A 16,089-nucleotide genomic window follows, 5' to 3' on the forward strand; every position below is an offset into this window, starting at 1 on the left:
CCAAAGTTGTGATCAAAAGAGACTGCCCTGTAGTGGCGTCCTCGTGATTGCGATTTCCTGCGTGGATGCTGGTGAAACCTGTCGTGCCAAGTCCTCATCTGGTGTTACGTGAACAACCGCTCGATACTTCGCTTCAAGCATCCTGAGCGTCTCGATTTCGCCGGAACGCACAGCCTCGGCAGCGCGGAGTTCATAGCGAGCAAGATAGTTGCGTTTGCGAATCTCCTGCTGAATCGCGCGCTCAACGTCGCAAAACATGTATTCTGGATCGCCCCAGCACGGCCATTGAAGCGAGTGACGAAGAAATTCAAGCCGGTCAGTATCGGATGCAAACCAAGTGTCATAGAACGTTGCCAAGTTGTAGTGCGCACTATTGCCAAAGCACATTGAAAGGCGGTTATAGAAGCTCTTGGAAAATGCTGTGCGCGCCCACTCTGATTCGATGAAGTGCAAGAAGGCGTTGCCAAAATCAGCTTTGTCCTGAGCCGATGAAAACTTCGTGGGCACAAACTCAGAGGGATGAAACGGTCCTTTCGGCATGGAGAGTCTCCATGCAACAGAGAGGGCCAGCTTTCGCCGGCCCTCTCTGTTGCCTTTGATTGCGCACCGGCTGACGCCGGTATCGCTGGAACGATTCTCCCATTGGATACGCTACCACCGTTCGCAGCCATTGGGAAGTCTTTTGATCCAGGGAGACAACCTCAGCCGAAGAGGCTGAGCTGCACGGCCTGCCCTGTGTCCGTGGACCAAGGCGAGGGCTTCTTGCGCACCTTCACGCCCGCTTGAGATTCAACAAGATGAATGCCAGCGCGTTCGGATGCTGGACCTACCGGTTCGGTGACTGGCAAATCCAAGACAGGATTGTCGTCTTCCACTGCCTTCAACGCAGGCGGCTGTGGCAGCACCCGCTCCCGTTCTCTTTCTAACTCGCGCCATGCGGCGTCTGCTGTTTCCCCAACTCCGGCCTTCTCGACCAACTCGCGCGCCATGGCGCTCATCAGGTCTTCGTCAGTGTCGAGTGATTGCAGACCTTCACCAGAGAACTTGCCCTCCATCATCAGCGCGACGAGCATTTTCTTGCCCATCAATCGGAGGCAGGTCTCTTGCATCGTGCCCGTATAAGTGACGAACTTCACGCGCACCGCGTGCCGCTGGCCAATGCGCCAGGAGCGGCGGCTCGCCTGACGCAACGTATGCAGCGAGTAGCCGGTCTCGTAGAAATAGAGTGTCGAAAAGGCTAACAGGTCGAGGCCAGTCTCCACCAGTTTCGGGTGGCAGATCACGACTTCAACTCCGCCTTTCAGTTGCCGCTCGTACCAATCTTCGCGCTTGTCTGTGGAAACCGAAGAGCGCAACACGGCAACCCGGAATCCTGCCTGCCTGAGCACAGACTCCAGCCGCAGCGTAACATCCTTCTCACCCGTGTAAGTCGCATAGACCTGGCAGCGCCGCCCCTGCCTGAGTTCCTCACGCACGTCGGCGATGAGCGCGCGTTCTTTCGCGTAGAGGCAGTCCTCCTTCAAGTTCTGAGGCGTCGTCACCAGGAACTTCACATACTCTTTGGTCTCCGGGTCAAAGGCCCGCGCCCAAATGTCTTCAAAGCCGTAAGGATGGTCGGGATAGAGCAGCAACGTATTGAGCAGTATGCTCATCAGGCTCTTGTTGCCGCGATGCGCTCGGATCGCAGCCCGGATGTCCTCTTCGAGTTCTTCGTAGGCTTTGGCAAGCTCCGAGTCCATCTCAACCGATAGCACACTCTCGTCGTATCGCGGCAGGTTGTCCGCAATATCTTCGAGCGAAAGAAATGCCGTCGTGTTCATCAGAAACTTGCCGAACAGCAGCGGCGAGGCACCGGGCTTCTTCAGCACCTGGATCGTCTTCTTCGTCGCTCGCGAGCAGGCGTTGTCTATCTCCCGCACCTTCTCGATGGTTTCAAGTACACCGTATTGCTGCTGAAAGTCGCGCCTGCCCTGACCGCCGTAGGCAAAGCCTTCGCCGGCCATGGTGCGCGGTTCCATGCGGTAAAAGATGTTGAACAGATCGTCCGCATAGCCGCCCATCAAAGTGCCGGTAAGAGCGATCAGCCTCTTTGCAGCACGTCCAAGCACACCAAGGCCATTGCCTTGCGCCGTGTCGCCGGCTAATCGTCAGCTGACGATTAGCCGGGTTATCCGCAGGATCGAATAATGGGGAGGAACGCTTCAGCGAGCCTGTCTGGCAGCATTCGGTGGAAACTTCCTGCCCATAATAATCACAGGGTGTGCGATCTTTGGCTGGTCACCAAAGGAGGTGCACACATGTCAACTGAAGAACGTACGATCAATGATCCGTTGATCGTACAACTCGCATACCATTTGAAGGTCTCTGGATACAGCCTGTCAGCTACAGAAAAACGCATGGCAGCAGCACGCGGATTCCTGCTCTATCTAGCCAAGGAGCGCGTCGATGTTGCCAGCGCTACAGGCGCGCACGAACCAGCGTTCCTGGCCTTCAAGTTAAACCTTTACCGAAAACGTCATGGTCATGCGCCGTGCGATATGAGAAGTTGGCGCTGGGGCTATACCAGCGGCGTGCACATTGTTATGCGATTGGCTCAAGGGAAGTGGCCGCCGACTACAGTGCCAGCGAGTCCACAAGAAACATTCCGCCGGGATCTCTGCAATGCATATGCGCAGTGGCTGTCAGACGTTCGCGGCTTGGCGGTTACGACCATTCCAAACCGTAAAGCAGAGGCTTACCGGCTTCTTGAATCGCTGGGTGAGAGAGGCGGAGATGAATTGCTCCTTGCCCAGATCACCGTTGCCGACCTCGATCATTACCTGACGCAGCGTGCTCCGCAACTACGGAGGGCCACTCGTCAAAAGCTGGCGCTGTGTCTGCGTGGATTCCTGCGCTATCTCCAAATCCAGGGACTGATTCAACAGGATCTCTCTGGGACAGTTGTCAGTCCGCAGCGATATGCGTTTGAAAGTATCCCTCCAGCGCTGCGCGCCGACCACGTCGATGCGGTGCTGCAATCGGTGAAGATGGATCATACTCCAAAAGGACTACGTGACCAAGCGATTCTTCTTTTGCTCGCAACCTATGGGCTGCGAGCCGGCGAGGTGACGGCCTTGCGCTTGGACGACATTGATTGGCGCAAGGAGCGACTGCGTGTTCGGCATTCGAAAACAAGGTGTGAGTCTTTTCTGCCGTTGCTTGCTCCTGTTGGCGAAGCCATCTTGGCATACCTGCGCAATGGCAGACCACAAACGAAGGCGCGCGAGGTATTCCTGCGCGTCCGCGCTCCATTTCAATCGCTCCGGGCAGGGTCGAGCCTCTATCACATGGTTGAGCACCGATTGCAGAAAGCGGAGGTCATCCTGAAACGCAAGCATGGCCCCCATGCGTTTCGTCATGCTCGGGCAGTCGGTTTACTCAATGCGGGAGTAACCATGAAGACGATCGGCGATGTGCTGGGACACCGGTCTCCTGATTCAACAGCCATCTATCTGAAGCTTGCGACACCAGAGCTGCGGGCCATCGGACTTGAGATACCTGTGGAGGTGATCCCATGATGAAATGGCCCGATACAAACGATGCAAGCATTCTCCAATACTTCCGGAACACCAGGTTGCGTCCCGCCAGCATAAAGACATACCAACCCATGCTGGAAGAGTTCCGGCAGTTTGTATTAGATCACTCGCCTGAGCTGTGTGTCTCTCGACAGATATTGGAAAAGTGGCTTCGTCACCGGTCGAGCTTTTCTTCGACACACACGATCATGCACCGGGTGTGGCCAATCAATCGTTTTCTCGACTGGCTCGCCAACCACGAACTGATTGCCTCAAATCCGTTTGAGGATTTGCGAAAAGAGGTTGGCATTAGCGACACAGCCCAGATTGTTCGGGCTTTATTGAGTCCCGACTGCGCCGAGGCTCTGAATACTCTCAGGCCAGTATCGGCTTTTGCCAGTCATCTTGGACCCGTAATGCAGAATTACGTTTCTCTCAAACGATCTTTGGGTTACCGTTACTGCACTCAGGAGAAGCAACTGCTTCGACTCGACCGGTTTCTGCAGGAACGCGCCGATCTTGCCGGACAACCGATCTCCATCCTTACCGAAGCGTGGGGCAAGTGGAATCCCACCTCGCAGCACTTGCTCGAGTGTGAACAAACGGGAAGAATACTCGCGAGGGCATTGCAACGCATAGACCCAACAGTTGCCATCCCGCCAGTGGATCCGCGCTTGAACAGGCAGGTCCGACGGAATCAGCGCAAGCCGTATATCTATTCCAAGTCGGATGTATCACTTCTGCTGAAGACTGCGCTGTCGTTTCCCTCGCCAGAGGCTCCGGGGCGGCCTCTGATGCTGTACACGATGATCGTGCTGGGTTACTGCGTTGGGCTTCGCATCGGTGAGATCGTTCGCCTGAAGGTTGGAGATATCGATCTTGCAGACAAAACGATCGAAATCCGCGAAACGAAGTTCTTCAAGTCGCGGCGATTGCCGGTTACAAATTCAGTGAGCGCTGCGCTGGACGATTATCTGAAAGCACGGCGTCTGGAAGGCGCACTCGATGATCCGTCGGCGCCATTGTTTTGGCAACGCCGGGCAGCAAAAGAATATCGTTACTACACAATCCGCGCCTTGCTGGTAAAGATCATTCGACGTGCGGGTTTGAAGCCTGATCCCGGTACTGCTGGACCGCGTATTCATGACCTGCGCCATTCATTTGTGGTCGGTCGCATTTTGACTTGGTATAGGGAAGGTGTCAACGCGCAGGAACGGCTCCCGTATTTGGTCACTTACCTGGGACACAAAGACATCCACTCGACCCTGGTGTACATAACAATCACGCAAGAACTACTGCAGCACGCCAGTGAGCGGTTCCGTTCGTTCGGCGCACACGTCATCCAGGCGAAAGCAGGAGGTGATACATGCAAGTGACCGCCACCTTACCGCAATTGCTGCATGGTTTCTTCCAGAATTGGCTGATCCAGCAACGCGGAACTTCTCCGCACACGGTGATTTCCTACCGGGACACATGGCGACTGTTTTTGCGCTTCGTTGCAGAGCAGCGCCAGCAAACGGTCGCCAAGCTCACAATAGAGCAAATCACAGCGAAGGAAGTGCTCGCCTTTCTGGATCATTGTGAGAAGGGTCGGAAAGTCTCCATCGGTACGCGCAACTGTCGGCTTGCGGCACTGCGAAGCTTCTTTTCATTCGTGACCAGCCGCGAGCCTCTGCTCGCGGCGCAGTGCGCAGAAATCCTTGGAGTTCCGACAAAACGGGCGCCAGTTCGTTCGATACGGTCCATGGAGGTTGAGGAAATCGAAGCAATCCTGGCACAGCCGAATCGAAAAACTCTGGAGGGCCAGCGCGATCATGCACTGTTGGCTCTACTGTACAACACAGGCGCCCGCATTCAGGAGGTGCTTAACTTGTGCCCCCAGGAAATTCGATTTGAACCGCCCGCCCGCGTTCGCATCATTGGCAAAGGGCAGAAAGAACGGTACTGTCCCCTCTGGCCCGAAACGGTGGCCCTATTGAAGGCATTGCTCATCCGCCAGCCCCGAGGCAAGCAAGAGCGGATCTTCGTGAATCGCTATGGCGACCCGCTTGGGGCTTCCGGAGTCCGTTACAAGCTGCGCAACTATGTGATAGCAGCCGCAAAGCAAACACCCTCTTTAAGCTCAAAGCGCGTTTCACCGCACCTATTCCGGCATTCGACGGCTTGCCACCTCCTGGCTTCAGGAGTCGACATCACCGTAGTCCGTGACGTGCTCGGACACGCCCAACTGGATACGACAAGCCATTACGCCCAATCCAATTTGGAAACAAAGCGGAAGGCGCTTGAAAAAGTGGCGGTTCGCCCGGACAAGCCGCCTCGCTGGAAGCGCGACCAGGATCTCTTGGCCTGGCTAGACTCACTCTCAACTTAGCATGCCGTACAGGCAACAAATAATGCGGAGGAAGACGCGGATCAAGAGACTCATAAACACTGTCTTTGAAGTGCCTGAAGCTCCACGCGCCCGCGTTCCTCCCCATTATTCGATCCTGCGGATAAGCCGGCCAACTGGTGCAACTCATCCGCGATGGCAAAGTCGAACCAACCGCCCATATACCGGCCGATGTACTCAATCGGAGCCATCCGCTGAATGCGCTCGCGATCAGCCTGCCACAGTGCCGAATAGCGCGTCGTTCCCCCTTGTGGCAGAGTCAGCAATTCAAAGAGCTTGATCTTGTCGACGAAGTCGAGGTGGGTGAGTTTCTGCCGCTCCGAGTCCAGGATTGCAGCGCCGGTGTCGGGATTGACGATGCCGCCCAGATTCGGACCGGACTTTGCCTTGATGTAGACGTGTTCCCAGTAGTAGCCCTGCTTCCCCTTGTCCTTGCCGGTGATGAAGAAGGCTGGGCCAGAGCAACGCCTCTGCCATTCCTTGCGGCCCATGCGCCGCAACTCGGCGAGCGACAGGCGCAACCCCTCGTACACGATCTTGCCCTTGCGCAGCTTGACTTCGCAGATGCCGTGCGGCTTCTTGGGATCGCCGCCGTTGCGCATATCCTCGATCAGAAAGGTTCTGGCGCGCGGCACAGTCAGCAGAGCTTCACGTGCCCACTTGTGCGTGATGTGCGAGGGGCACATCACCAGTGTTGTACTTGGCCGCCCCTCCGCCAGTACATAGATCGTGCCCAGCGCCATATAGGTTTTGCCGGCCCCACACTCGGCCACAATTCGCGCCGCCTTGGCTTTGCGTAGGTATTTCGCAGTGCCAGTGATGGCCAGTGCCTGAGCAGGCAGCGCCTTGCGCAGAAGCGTTGCAATGCGCGGCGCAACAGGGTCTTTCGTGCCTTGAAGCGGAGGATAGGTTTCGAGAATCCGCGAACCAAGTTCGGCCGCATGGGTGCGGAGATAGCCGTAAACGTCCGTTTCCATCGAGATACCTCGTGGGATGTGTTTGACTGATTTTGTGAGAGGATTATCCAAGGCAGGTGATTGTTTCGTAGCAACATTGATTGAATTCCGGCCACAGTTTGTCAGTCGATTGTTGTCATACATGACGATTACAACCTAGCCCGATCGACCATCCCCCCTCGCCCTGTGAGCAAAAGTGCTCGGCTTGTATGATGTCGAAACTGCAATATATATTCAGGTGCTCACACCAAATGCGAGGGCAGTGATGCCAGATGAAATGGCTATATCCCCATGAGGGCAGCACCCCTTCTACACTGCCTTCGCCCCTCTTCTCTTATTGGTACATTGATCCGAGTTACCTGTCTTGTAGTGAGCAAGAATGCGCATACGCTGTTTCTCGGCTGGAGTAGAGTCACCTCAAGATGAACCAACTTCCTCGCTATTTTCTCAAACTCGTGCAAAACATGCTGACTCTAGCAGCGTCTGCTGTCGGATGTTTTGTCTTTGTTCGTGGTTTCAGTTTAGTTGCCAACGGATATGGAGAATCGGCTGCGATATCAGTGCGTGGCGATGGCGCGGTGCCAAAGCGGTTTTCAAGTATACGAGTTGCACTATTTATTTTGGCCTCAGCTACAGCAAAAGCAATGATGCTGATTCAGCCGTTCTACCGATAACCAGATTGGCGTCTTATCTTTGAAGGCCGCTAGATCAGATCATTGACGCTGCCAGAGTTCCTTCATGACTGACGCGAAGCCGACTTTATCTTCCGTGCAGATGGCGGATTCTGGGTGACAGGCTTCTGAGCGTTATGGCCGGGTAATTGGTCGAGCAGAACCACATTGAGCAGTGCCTTGTGTACCTGAATGCGGCCGTTGTAGTCGATGAAGCCAAGCTTGCGAAACCGGTTCATAAAATAACTAACGCGGGACCGTGTTGTGCCGATCATCTCCGCCAGAGTTTCCTGTGAGACCGGAGGAATGAAGGTTTCCCGGTCGCCTGGCTTGCCAAACTCAGCCATCAATAAAAGAATCCTTGCCAAACGCTTTTCGCTGGAATTGAAGAGTTGATCGACAAGATCCGCTTGGGTGCGCATACTACGTTCCAAGAGGAACTTGAAGAATAGATCGGCGAATACGGGTTCATCATGCATCACGCGGATCATCTCATGCCTGCTGATCCTGAGCACTGAGCACTGTGCAATGTTCTACTGCGGTAGCGGTAGCCAGGTGCAGTCCAGCGATTGCCGCAAGCGACGCCTCCCCGACAAAATCTCCTTTGGAAAGAAGCGTTATCGTAGCTTCTTTGCCAACCGCAGAAACTACAGTGAGTTTTGCGCGGCCCTTTTGAAGATAGAAAACAGCATCTGCTGGATCGCCCTGAGTAAAAAAGGTCTGCTTGGGCTTCAGTTCCACCATTTTCCGCCCCAGACCGGCATTCGCGAGAAAGGCCGCGGCGTCAAAGGTCGATCGTTCTGTATCAATGACAGGCATAGCGCCTCACACAAAGCGGCTTGGAACCGAATAGTGGGCTATGGCGAGTTATCCAAGAGGCACCCCGATCAAGATTCGAGGATATAGTGGAGCATTTTCTGCAAATGAACACCCACAATTCGGTCTCGGGATAAACATGACGAAGACGGCAGAACATTCAAGCAAGAATTGGCCTCTTATGAGCGCGGCTCCGAACGGTCTTATCAATTATCGACTGAAACTCGAACTGTTGTATGTATCGTTTTGCTCATCGCGGAAGTATATTGTTTGTCACAGTTACATCGAGTGTTGGTAGGCGCAATCCGCCAAAGGAACACTTCTTGGTCGGGAAGTGCTTCTTTCAGTGTTCTCTTTCAAGTGGATGAAATGCGTGGGCCACTTGAGCGTTGGCGCACTACGGAATTACCAGCGCGACGGATTCTGGAATCGGATTCAAGGAATTCCGCCAGGACAAGTGCGGCCACGAAATCGAGCCATTCCTGTCGGGAAAGCTTAGTGCTTGAGATTTCAAGCCTTCCCCGATCCACCCAAGCACTTCCTCGGTTGTCGCTGAGATCAGCACCGGTTGGCAGCCAATACCGTCGAGTGGCTTGATGCGTTCTTCCGCCTCGACGACGCCGAGAACGTGCTCGGACCACGACGGCTCGGCGGGGAGTCCAAGAAAGCTCACCAGCGTAGCCCAGGCCTGATCGCGCTGGTATCCGAGCAGAATCGTCCGCCCCACGCCGCCATTGGTGTACAGTGCTTCGGAGACAGCCACCAGATGCCGCACGGGATGCTTCCTGTCCTGTAAGCTCACGGCTCCCTTGTAGCAGGAGGCGTGCTCGCCGAGCGACACCTCTTTCACTTCGCCGTCCGGGAAGGTCAGCGTGAACGTGGCTTTCTCGTGCACCGCCGCCGTGATCGCGCCCACGTCGGAGTCGTTGCCAAAGACGCTGATGAGATGCGCCTGTTCGTCTTCGCCCACATAGCGATCCACCCGCAGTCGAATCCGCGTCGAGGTCTTCTCCGTCATGCGGTGATACTCAAGCGACCCGAGCCTCAGGTGCGCATTCTGCATCTTCCTCTCCTTCCTGCTTTGCCGGCGTCTCGGTCAGCTTCAGTGTTCTTCCGTCGGCATAAACCAGCCGCAGTTCATTCGTCCACCGCTCCCTGTGATGGATGATCTGCTCATCGCCGTCCTCTTCGACGAAGGTGGTCACATGCTTGACCGACCTCCATCGCGCAATGTGCCGGTCATCGCCCTGACCGAAGACACCATTCAGCAGGCCCGCCGTGCAGAGCAACCCCACATGGCCTCCATGCAGCGGCGTGATCGGACGCCCCGTGGCCACGTCCTCGCGTGGCATCAGAAACGGCAACGTCTGCTTCCATGCACCCGACAGCGGCAGCAAGTCTTCCAGCAGGTCATACGGCAGCCCACGGTAACTCAGCGCAGCTTCGCCTGTTGGAGGCACGGGATACGGCTCACATGCACCTGGTGCCAGTTCCGGCAACGCCTGAAAACTGCCATACGGGCTGATGCGTTGAAGCTGTCGCCGCGCCTCCTCGACGGCCGCGCCCCGCACATTGCGGCGCACTCCAAGCACAGCGATCTGCCGGAAGCGGACCGATTCTTCGTCGGTCATGCAAAAGATATTCAGCCGTGCGAAGTGCGAACTGAGCACCCCGGCGCACTCATGCAACCGCTCGAACGGAATGACAAGCACCAGCACGCCCTCCATCACCAGCCAGCGGAAGGTGTGTTCCAGAAATAGGCGCTCCATGCGGCTGTTTCCTATCGAGCCGATCTCGGAGTCGTACGGCGGATTCAGGTACAACAGCGAAAAGGATTCCGGCTTGGCAATTGCGTCAAACGTATTTCCCTGGATCGTCTCGATCCCAGTGGCGCTTGCGGCTAGTGCCCGCTCGGCATCGAGTTCCACACCGTAACGGTGCACATCGGCGCCTTGGGTAATCAAGTTGAGAGCCACACCTTGCCCAACACAGGGATCGACCACCGACGCCGGTCCTGTATAGCTGAGAAGCTGACGAAGATTGCTGCCTTCACTCTTGGGGAGCGGGTAGAAGCCCATCTTAAGTTTTGCAACACTCCTGGCCATCGAGCCTCCTTTCTATCGGGTTTTGTTTTTGTGACTTGAACCATAAAATGGCACCGCATGGCAAGGTCAGGTGCCAAACTTTCCGAAATCGATGCCGAGATTGCTCGTCTCATGCAAGCGACGGCACTTTTGAGTTCCGCGGGAACGACTGGAATCAATCGCAAGACGAGTAGGCCGTCCAAGACGGCGGCCACCGTCGTTCCGAGTATTCTGAAGGCGAAGCAGCGCAAGACGATGAGCGCAGATGTGCGCGAACGCGTCCGTCAAGCGCAGATCAAGCGCCGGGCCGCAGTGAAGCGGGCCGCCCAAGACTTTCACCGCACCATTGTCGAAGGCGAAGAAGAAAACCGCGAAGGCTGCTGCCTGATAGGCATCAGCCAATTAGACAGGAACTTCGCAGTCTATCAGCGTTTGATCAAATCGAAAAATTTCCCTTGGAGAGAATTCAGGCGAGACGAATACCGTGGATGCGGAGAGCTTCCTGGAGATCAGGGTCATCTTCCAACAGTGCATCCGATTGGACATTCTCCAATGGAAATGGCTCGAAGATCGCCCAGTTCTCAAGTGAGTGGCCATACCGAGAGCGATAGAAGATGCCCGCAAAATTCAAGCGGTAGGCTTGCCGTGAAGCAAGTTGTGTAAGCCGCCGCGGTTCGGCGTTTTCCAGCGTGCTCAGGTCGATGTCTTTCACTCCAAGGCGAAGCGCCGCTGCTGCCAGAGATCTCCGCAGGTGACTCACCCACGAGGCAGCATAAATGTCGGCGAAGGCACCTTCGATCTTCGCTTTGCCCATCATCCGAACGGCCAGCCATTCGCGTGGCAGGGTTCCGAGCGGGAGAAAGTCGTCAGCGCCCTCAATTGCTGCCAATTCAGCGAGCAGCGAAAGGTCGGGACGAAAGCGAGCAAGGGTTTCGACAAAGCAGCCCAGCCGTTGCGAAGATGCATAGAGGACTCGATAGTAGCCCTCCGGATCGTCAAATCTGTTTCCGAACGTGCCATCGCTGTGAGCCAGAAACCAGTTCGGTGGCTGCCAGGCATCCGGTCGGCGGCCAAGACGATAAACCAGTCCATCGGGTTGGCGAGTTTCAAGTTCCATCGGCTTACGCTCCGGCAAGGAATGCTCGTGCGGCACTCAGGATTGCAGGCGCAACGGCATCGATTTCACTTTCGCGCAGCAGACGCAGCGGAACGCGGTCGCCAAGTTCTGGATTCACTCCGGTGAGCCAAGCCTGCACCACAGCCGGCGAATCATGCTCACTCAAGGTCCGCACTACCTGAAAGGCAAATCGGAGGCGCGCTTCGGCATCCCCGTAGATTTCGCCGCCGGAAATCCAACGATCCACCGCACGGGCATCCTTCACGCCACCGATATAGGCAGTGAGCTTGCGCCCAACGATCTCCACCAGCTTCGTGATGACCGCCGTTGCTGGAAGCCGTAAGGCCTCTCGATGTGCGAAAAGATCGGGCCTCGGTTGCGATGCTGTTGCCGCCATGACAGACCTCCTCAATATGGTCCCCACAGTGAGTATCGCATAATACCGAATAAATTGCACGTAAATCACGACCAAGTGCCGTGTTAATGACGGATTTAGCAAAATATTCGGATCACTGCATCTAGGCAGTGTCGTCACGAGATTTTAATCCATAACATCAGGCATCGAATGTGTACTGCGGCCAGGTATGAGTCAGCGTGTTTGGCGTAGCGGGTGGCTATTTCGCGCCATTCTTTGAGGTCGCGAAAGGCGTTTTCCACCAAATGCCGCAGTTTGTAGAGGTATTTGTCGTAGTCGCGTTGCTGTTTGCGATTGCTGCGCGGGGGAATTTGCGCCTGCATACCCTGTCGTTCGGCTTGTTCGACGATAGCGTCACTGTCATAGCCCCTTGTCGGCTAGCAGATGCTCGGCCGAAATCCCATCGATCAAAGCCTCAGCCTGGGTACAATCCGCAACGGTACCCGCTGTAACAAGGACTCGGATCGGCATACCATGCGCATCCACGGCCAGATGTAGTTTGGTGTTGAGCCCCCTTTTGTTTTGCCCATTTGCTGATTGCCGCCCACTGCACCAGCAGCGTGAGGATGGACTTTGATGTGGCTGGCGTCAATCATGAGCCATTCAAAATCAGGATCATCAACCAATTGCTCCAGAAGCTTCTCCCATCTGCCCTTGTCGCGCCAGCGGCAGAAACGACGATGAGTATTTTTCCAGTCGCCATAGTCAGGAGGCAGATCTCGCCACGGAGATCCAGTGCGCAATATCCAGAAAACTCCATTGAGGAACCTGCGATTGTCCTTGGCAAGACCGCCCCATTGGCCTGCTTGGCCCGGAAGATGGGACGAAAGCAATTCCCATGCATGATCGCTCAAATCGTGACGGTGATAGGCTGCCTGTTGATTGTTCACATCAGCAGTGTCGCATATTACCCAATCTCGTGACGACACTGCCTAGGGCGCGTTGACGTTCAATTGGTGTTTTCCGATAAATTTGAAGTATCCGTATGAATCGTAAGCAGTTGACAGATACTCAGTGGCAGGCGATAGCGCCTTATTGTCTTGGCAAAGCCGAGGATCCCGGGCAAACAGGCGGGGATGCGCGTGTGTTCATCGAAGGGGTTTTATGGATCGCCCGTACCGGTTCACCGTGGCGCGATCTGCCCAAGGAGTACGGATGCTGGAATTCCGTATTCAAGCGGTTTCGTCGCTGGGTCTTGCGCGGTGCTTTTGAGCGTATCTTTCAAATTCTCTCTGACGATACCGACTTTGAATATGTGATGGTGGATGGAACCATTGTTCGTGTGCATCGTCACGGACAGGGGGCAAAAGGGGGACCCAAAAACAGTCCATCGGCAAGAGTCGAGGCGGATTGACGACCAAAATTCTAGCGCTGGTTGATGCGCTGGGTAATCTTGTTCGCTTTCGCCTTATGCCCGGCCAGCGAGGAGAGACAACTGGCGTGAACGCGCTACTGGAAGGAATCAACTGTGGCGCATTACTTGGTGACAAAGCCTACGATGCGGACTGGCTGCGTGCAAAGTTGCAACTGCGCGGTATCGAAGCAGTGATTCCACCCAGAGCCAAGCGTCTGAATCCTGCAACGTATGACGCCGATAAGTACAAATGGCGACACTTGATTGAAAACTTCTTCCAAAAACTCAAAGAGTTCAAACGCATCGCCATGAGAGCATGCAAAACTGACTCAAGCTTCGAGGCCATGATCTACCTCGCCGCTGCCGTTATTCGCTCTCGGTGAACGTCAACACGCCCTAGAACTGTCCCCCAAAGTCCTCCAGTCCGATGGCGAAGTTCTCTAGTCCGCCATCCCGCAAGGCCCGTAGCAGTGCTTTCTGCTCCGCAGCCTGGACCCAGCCTTCAAGGTCACGGCCGCTCAATGCCTGATCCTTGGTTTGGCCCGCCAGTAGAACGGCGCCGTCGTTCAACGGAAAGCCGATCTTCTTTCCGGTCAGTAGATTCGCCAGCAGACGGATGCGGGCTTGATGGCCCGGCAATGGAATAACGAGTTTCTCCTGAAACCGGCTGCGAACTGCGGCGTCGATCCGCTCAAGGTGATTGCTGGCTGCAACAAGGAAGACATGACTGTCACGGGCGCTGATGCCGTCCATCTCCTGAAGCAGTTGGCCGACGATCTCATCTGTCAACTGGTCATTGCCGCCCGTCGCCGCGCGGTCAGGCGCAATGACATCCAACTCATCCAGAAACAGGATCGCCGGCGCACTGGACCGCGTGCGCTCAAAGAGCAGTTTCACCCGGTTGCCGCTTTGGCCAAGGTAGTTGGCTTTCACATCGGCCGTAGTGGCCGCAATAAAGGTCAGCCCGCTTTCGTTGGCGAGCGTCCGGGCAACCTGCGTCTTGCCCACGCCAGATGGACCGGCCAACAAAAGGCTCCGGGGAATCGAAACTCCCTGCGCCAGCCACTTCTCCGCGTCGCGGAGCAGTGCGCAGACCAGTTTGAGCCGGTCAAGAATCGCATCGTCGAGCACCAGCGTTTCCCAGCCGGCCTTGCAGTCCACCTTGGTATTGTGCGACTTTCTCGCCGCGCCGATGGCATCCAGAAAATGCTCCTGCGTGGGTTCCGCGGGATACGCAACCGAACGCACGGACTGCGCGAGTTGCTTGAGATCCCGGCCACTCATTCCCTGGGTTAGCGCCGCTGCTTCCTGGGGCACCTCTACCGAAAGACCCAATGCTTTGACTTCCTGCGAAAGTATCTGGCGCCGATCTTCCATTCCTGGGAGTTGCAACTCAATCTCCCAGCCGAATCGCGAGAGAATGGCGTCATCGAGCATGTCGCGCCGGTTGGTGGCTCCGATCACCCAGACCTGCGCATTCCCGCAGATGCCATCCCACTCGGCCAGAAATGCGTGGACGATGTCGGTGGCAAACGTATCTGTTTCGGCTGCGCCACGGCGGCCAAGAATCCCTTCGCACTCGTCGATGAAGATGATCGCTGGCTGATGTTTTCGTGCCCGATCCCAAACCTCGCGAACGCGCTTGCCGCTTGCCCCCACGGTCTGCTGCTTCAGGTCAGCCAGAGAAAGCATCTGAAAATCGCAGCTCATCATCTCTCGAAGCGTGCGGGCGACGAAAGTCTTGCCAGTACCCGGAGGCCCAGTCAACAGCAGACCGCGCGGGGCTGCGGGGTCGTTCCGCTCGAACAGTTCCGCCCTGCGCAGGATGTCGAGCTTCTGGCCTTCGGGAATATGAACCTGGCGCCAGGACTCAGCCGCCTTTTCAATCCGCTGTGAACTCGCGGTGGCGCGCGTCAACTGGTCTTTCTTGTTCCAGCTTGCACGAAGAGCTGCGAATCTCTCCTCCGCAAATCGCAACTGAGGTTGAAAGCCGGCAAGCTGTTGGGCGAAGGCTTTGTGCGGCGCCTCCTGCATATTCCAGGAGACACCGTTCTTCGTGTAGATGAACGTTTTGAAATTCACGTATGCGCCCGACTGAAGAATTATGAAGAGGTTATCGCTGCGCCAGTGAACAGCAACGATGGGCTTGCCCAACTCATATTCCTTTCCGTCATCGCTCGGCCAATCGATCACATCGTACTTACCGGTCTTGCCTGGAACACGAACCGCAGTCAAAGGGCTGTGCGAAAACGGCATCCACAGCTCGACTCTTGCGTTTCTCAAGAACGCGCGTCGGGCTTCGCGAATGAGTCCGAAGTGCCACCCCCACAATCGGCGCAAGGGCGCGCCCAGATCGTTCACGCTGCGCTTCAAATACTCGCGCAGAAAGGTTGTGTGATAGGAGCAGAAATAGTCCCAGGCACGCTCGGCATCGACATCCGCGGAGGACTGTTGCAACTGGCCAACAGTCTCATCACAGATTCGCTTGCGCGCTGCCCAGTATTGTTCCAATGCCGTGGTCATGGGGGAAGTCTCCACAACAATACCGTCATTGTAAGACGAAATGACCGCAATATCGTCAGCCAAAATGGTCATGGTGCCTCCCGGACTGTCGGGGTTTGTCGATGGTTCACTCTTACGCCGCCCTGGCCAACCCACCGTACAAGCTTGGAACAGACCTCCCAGCCGATACGGCTGCGGGGCTAGGGTTCGTTGGCGGTTGTGGGACGAACT

The 16,089-nt window shown here is 55.9% G+C and carries 15 protein-coding genes and 2 pseudogenes; 5 read left to right on the forward strand and 12 right to left on the reverse strand.

Annotation, left to right across the window (positions count from 1 at the left end):
- Positions 1-12: 12 nt before the first annotated feature.
- Positions 13-540: a hypothetical protein gene (locus tag ACOBR2_RS01905; RefSeq protein WP_420238384.1), complete on the reverse strand. Its 528-nt coding sequence runs from the start codon at positions 538-540 to the stop codon at positions 13-15.
- 161 nt (positions 541-701) lie between these two features.
- Positions 702-2,108 (reverse strand): helicase-related protein, encoded by a 1,407-nt coding sequence (locus tag ACOBR2_RS01910; RefSeq protein WP_420238385.1) that lies wholly within the window; start codon positions 2,106-2,108, stop codon positions 702-704.
- A gap of 189 nt (positions 2,109-2,297) precedes the next feature.
- On the opposite strand from ACOBR2_RS01910, the gene ACOBR2_RS01915 reads away from it, so the two are divergent.
- Genes ACOBR2_RS01915 through ACOBR2_RS01925 form a run of 3 tightly spaced genes read left to right on the forward strand, consistent with a single transcriptional unit; the run spans position 2,298 to position 5,925 of the window.
- A complete protein-coding gene (locus ACOBR2_RS01915) occupies positions 2,298-3,557 on the forward strand; it encodes a site-specific integrase (RefSeq protein WP_420236854.1) in 1,260 nt (419 codons plus the stop codon).
- Positions 3,554-4,930 carry a tyrosine-type recombinase/integrase gene (locus ACOBR2_RS01920; RefSeq protein WP_420236855.1) on the forward strand — a complete coding sequence of 459 codons (1,377 nt, stop codon included), beginning with the start codon at positions 3,554-3,556 and terminating at the stop codon, positions 4,928-4,930. The genes ACOBR2_RS01915 and ACOBR2_RS01920 overlap by 4 nt, the downstream gene beginning before the upstream one ends.
- A complete protein-coding gene (locus ACOBR2_RS01925) occupies positions 4,921-5,925 on the forward strand; it encodes a tyrosine-type recombinase/integrase (protein ID WP_420236856.1) in 1,005 nt (334 codons plus the stop codon). Before ACOBR2_RS01920 ends, ACOBR2_RS01925 begins: the two co-directional genes overlap by 10 nt.
- A gap of 50 nt (positions 5,926-5,975) precedes the next feature.
- Here the strand turns inward: ACOBR2_RS01925 and ACOBR2_RS01930 are convergent, their stop codons facing one another.
- Positions 5,976-6,920, reverse strand: a complete 945-nt coding sequence (locus tag ACOBR2_RS01930; RefSeq protein ID WP_420238386.1) for a DEAD/DEAH box helicase family protein — start codon at positions 6,918-6,920, stop codon at positions 5,976-5,978.
- Between the two features lie 401 nt (positions 6,921-7,321).
- Here ACOBR2_RS01930 and ACOBR2_RS01935 point away from each other — a divergent pair, with 401 nt between their 5' ends.
- A complete protein-coding gene (locus tag ACOBR2_RS01935; protein WP_420238387.1) occupies positions 7,322-7,573 on the forward strand; it encodes a hypothetical protein in 252 nt (83 codons plus the stop codon).
- Positions 7,574-7,635: 62 nt separating this feature from the next.
- On the opposite strand, the gene ACOBR2_RS01940 is transcribed toward ACOBR2_RS01935, so the two are convergent.
- The 8 genes and pseudogenes from ACOBR2_RS01940 to ACOBR2_RS01975 all read right to left on the reverse strand — a co-directional run bounded on the left by ACOBR2_RS01940 (position 7,636) and on the right by ACOBR2_RS01975 (position 12,892).
- A complete protein-coding gene (locus ACOBR2_RS01940) occupies positions 7,636-8,061 on the reverse strand; it encodes a Crp/Fnr family transcriptional regulator (protein ID WP_420238388.1) in 426 nt (141 codons plus the stop codon).
- A gap of 1 nt (position 8,062) precedes the next feature.
- Entirely contained in the window at positions 8,063-8,389 is a 327-nt protein-coding gene (locus ACOBR2_RS01945) for a Crp/Fnr family transcriptional regulator (RefSeq protein ID WP_420238389.1), read from the reverse strand.
- A gap of 394 nt (positions 8,390-8,783) precedes the next feature.
- Positions 8,784-9,449, reverse strand: a complete 666-nt coding sequence (locus ACOBR2_RS01950) for a hypothetical protein (RefSeq protein ID WP_420238390.1) — start codon at positions 9,447-9,449, stop codon at positions 8,784-8,786.
- Positions 9,415-10,491, reverse strand: a complete 1,077-nt coding sequence (locus ACOBR2_RS01955; protein WP_420238391.1) for a DUF6094 domain-containing protein — start codon at positions 10,489-10,491, stop codon at positions 9,415-9,417. Before ACOBR2_RS01955 ends, ACOBR2_RS01950 begins: the two co-directional genes overlap by 35 nt.
- A gap of 66 nt (positions 10,492-10,557) precedes the next feature.
- Positions 10,558-10,872 (reverse strand): hypothetical protein, encoded by a 315-nt coding sequence (locus ACOBR2_RS01960; RefSeq protein WP_420238392.1) that lies wholly within the window; start codon positions 10,870-10,872, stop codon positions 10,558-10,560.
- A gap of 64 nt (positions 10,873-10,936) precedes the next feature.
- On the reverse strand, positions 10,937-11,587 hold the full coding sequence (locus tag ACOBR2_RS01965; RefSeq protein ID WP_420238393.1) for an RES family NAD+ phosphorylase: 651 nt from the start codon (positions 11,585-11,587) through the stop codon (positions 10,937-10,939).
- A 4-nt stretch (positions 11,588-11,591) separates the two neighbouring features.
- Positions 11,592-11,984, reverse strand: a complete 393-nt coding sequence (locus tag ACOBR2_RS01970) for a DUF2384 domain-containing protein (protein ID WP_420238394.1) — start codon at positions 11,982-11,984, stop codon at positions 11,592-11,594.
- A gap of 134 nt (positions 11,985-12,118) precedes the next feature.
- A pseudogene (locus ACOBR2_RS01975) lies at positions 12,119-12,892 on the reverse strand (IS5 family transposase).
- 95 nt (positions 12,893-12,987) lie between these two features.
- Between ACOBR2_RS01975 and ACOBR2_RS01980 the strand changes: the two are divergent.
- Positions 12,988-13,739, forward strand: a pseudogene (locus ACOBR2_RS01980) (IS5 family transposase).
- A gap of 13 nt (positions 13,740-13,752) precedes the next feature.
- Here ACOBR2_RS01980 and ACOBR2_RS01985 read toward each other — a convergent pair.
- Positions 13,753-15,951: an AAA family ATPase gene (locus ACOBR2_RS01985; RefSeq protein WP_420238395.1), complete on the reverse strand. Its 2,199-nt coding sequence runs from the start codon at positions 15,949-15,951 to the stop codon at positions 13,753-13,755.
- Positions 15,952-16,089 lie beyond the last annotated feature (138 nt).

It is taken from the genome of Telmatobacter bradus, assembly GCF_048629425.1.
GTDB classification, from domain to species: domain Bacteria; phylum Acidobacteriota; class Terriglobia; order Terriglobales; family Acidobacteriaceae; genus Telmatobacter; species Telmatobacter bradus.

What these genes read in the sequence shown, in the direction of transcription:
- ACOBR2_RS01985 (WP_420238395.1), bottom strand. Translation starts at nt 15,951, where the DNA reads ATGACCATTTTGGCTGACGATATTGCGGTCATTTCGTCTTACAATGAC.
- ACOBR2_RS01955 (WP_420238391.1), bottom strand. Translation starts at nt 10,491, where the DNA reads ATGGCCAGGAGTGTTGCAAAACTTAAGATGGGCTTCTACCCGCTCCCC.
- ACOBR2_RS01970 (WP_420238394.1), bottom strand. Translation starts at nt 11,984, where the DNA reads ATGGCGGCAACAGCATCGCAACCGAGGCCCGATCTTTTCGCACATCGA.
- ACOBR2_RS01905 (WP_420238384.1), bottom strand. Translation starts at nt 540, where the DNA reads ATGCCGAAAGGACCGTTTCATCCCTCTGAGTTTGTGCCCACGAAGTTT.
- ACOBR2_RS01930 (WP_420238386.1), bottom strand. Translation starts at nt 6,920, where the DNA reads ATGGAAACGGACGTTTACGGCTATCTCCGCACCCATGCGGCCGAACTT.
- ACOBR2_RS01940 (WP_420238388.1), bottom strand. Translation starts at nt 8,061, where the DNA reads ATGATCCGCGTGATGCATGATGAACCCGTATTCGCCGATCTATTCTTC.
- ACOBR2_RS01925 (WP_420236856.1), top strand. Translation starts at nt 4,921, where the DNA reads ATGCAAGTGACCGCCACCTTACCGCAATTGCTGCATGGTTTCTTCCAG.
- ACOBR2_RS01935 (WP_420238387.1), top strand. Translation starts at nt 7,322, where the DNA reads ATGAACCAACTTCCTCGCTATTTTCTCAAACTCGTGCAAAACATGCTG.
- ACOBR2_RS01945 (WP_420238389.1), bottom strand. Translation starts at nt 8,389, where the DNA reads ATGCCTGTCATTGATACAGAACGATCGACCTTTGACGCCGCGGCCTTT.
- ACOBR2_RS01950 (WP_420238390.1), bottom strand. Translation starts at nt 9,449, where the DNA reads ATGCAGAATGCGCACCTGAGGCTCGGGTCGCTTGAGTATCACCGCATG.
- ACOBR2_RS01915 (WP_420236854.1), top strand. Translation starts at nt 2,298, where the DNA reads ATGTCAACTGAAGAACGTACGATCAATGATCCGTTGATCGTACAACTC.
- ACOBR2_RS01920 (WP_420236855.1), top strand. Translation starts at nt 3,554, where the DNA reads ATGATGAAATGGCCCGATACAAACGATGCAAGCATTCTCCAATACTTC.
- ACOBR2_RS01965 (WP_420238393.1), bottom strand. Translation starts at nt 11,587, where the DNA reads ATGGAACTTGAAACTCGCCAACCCGATGGACTGGTTTATCGTCTTGGC.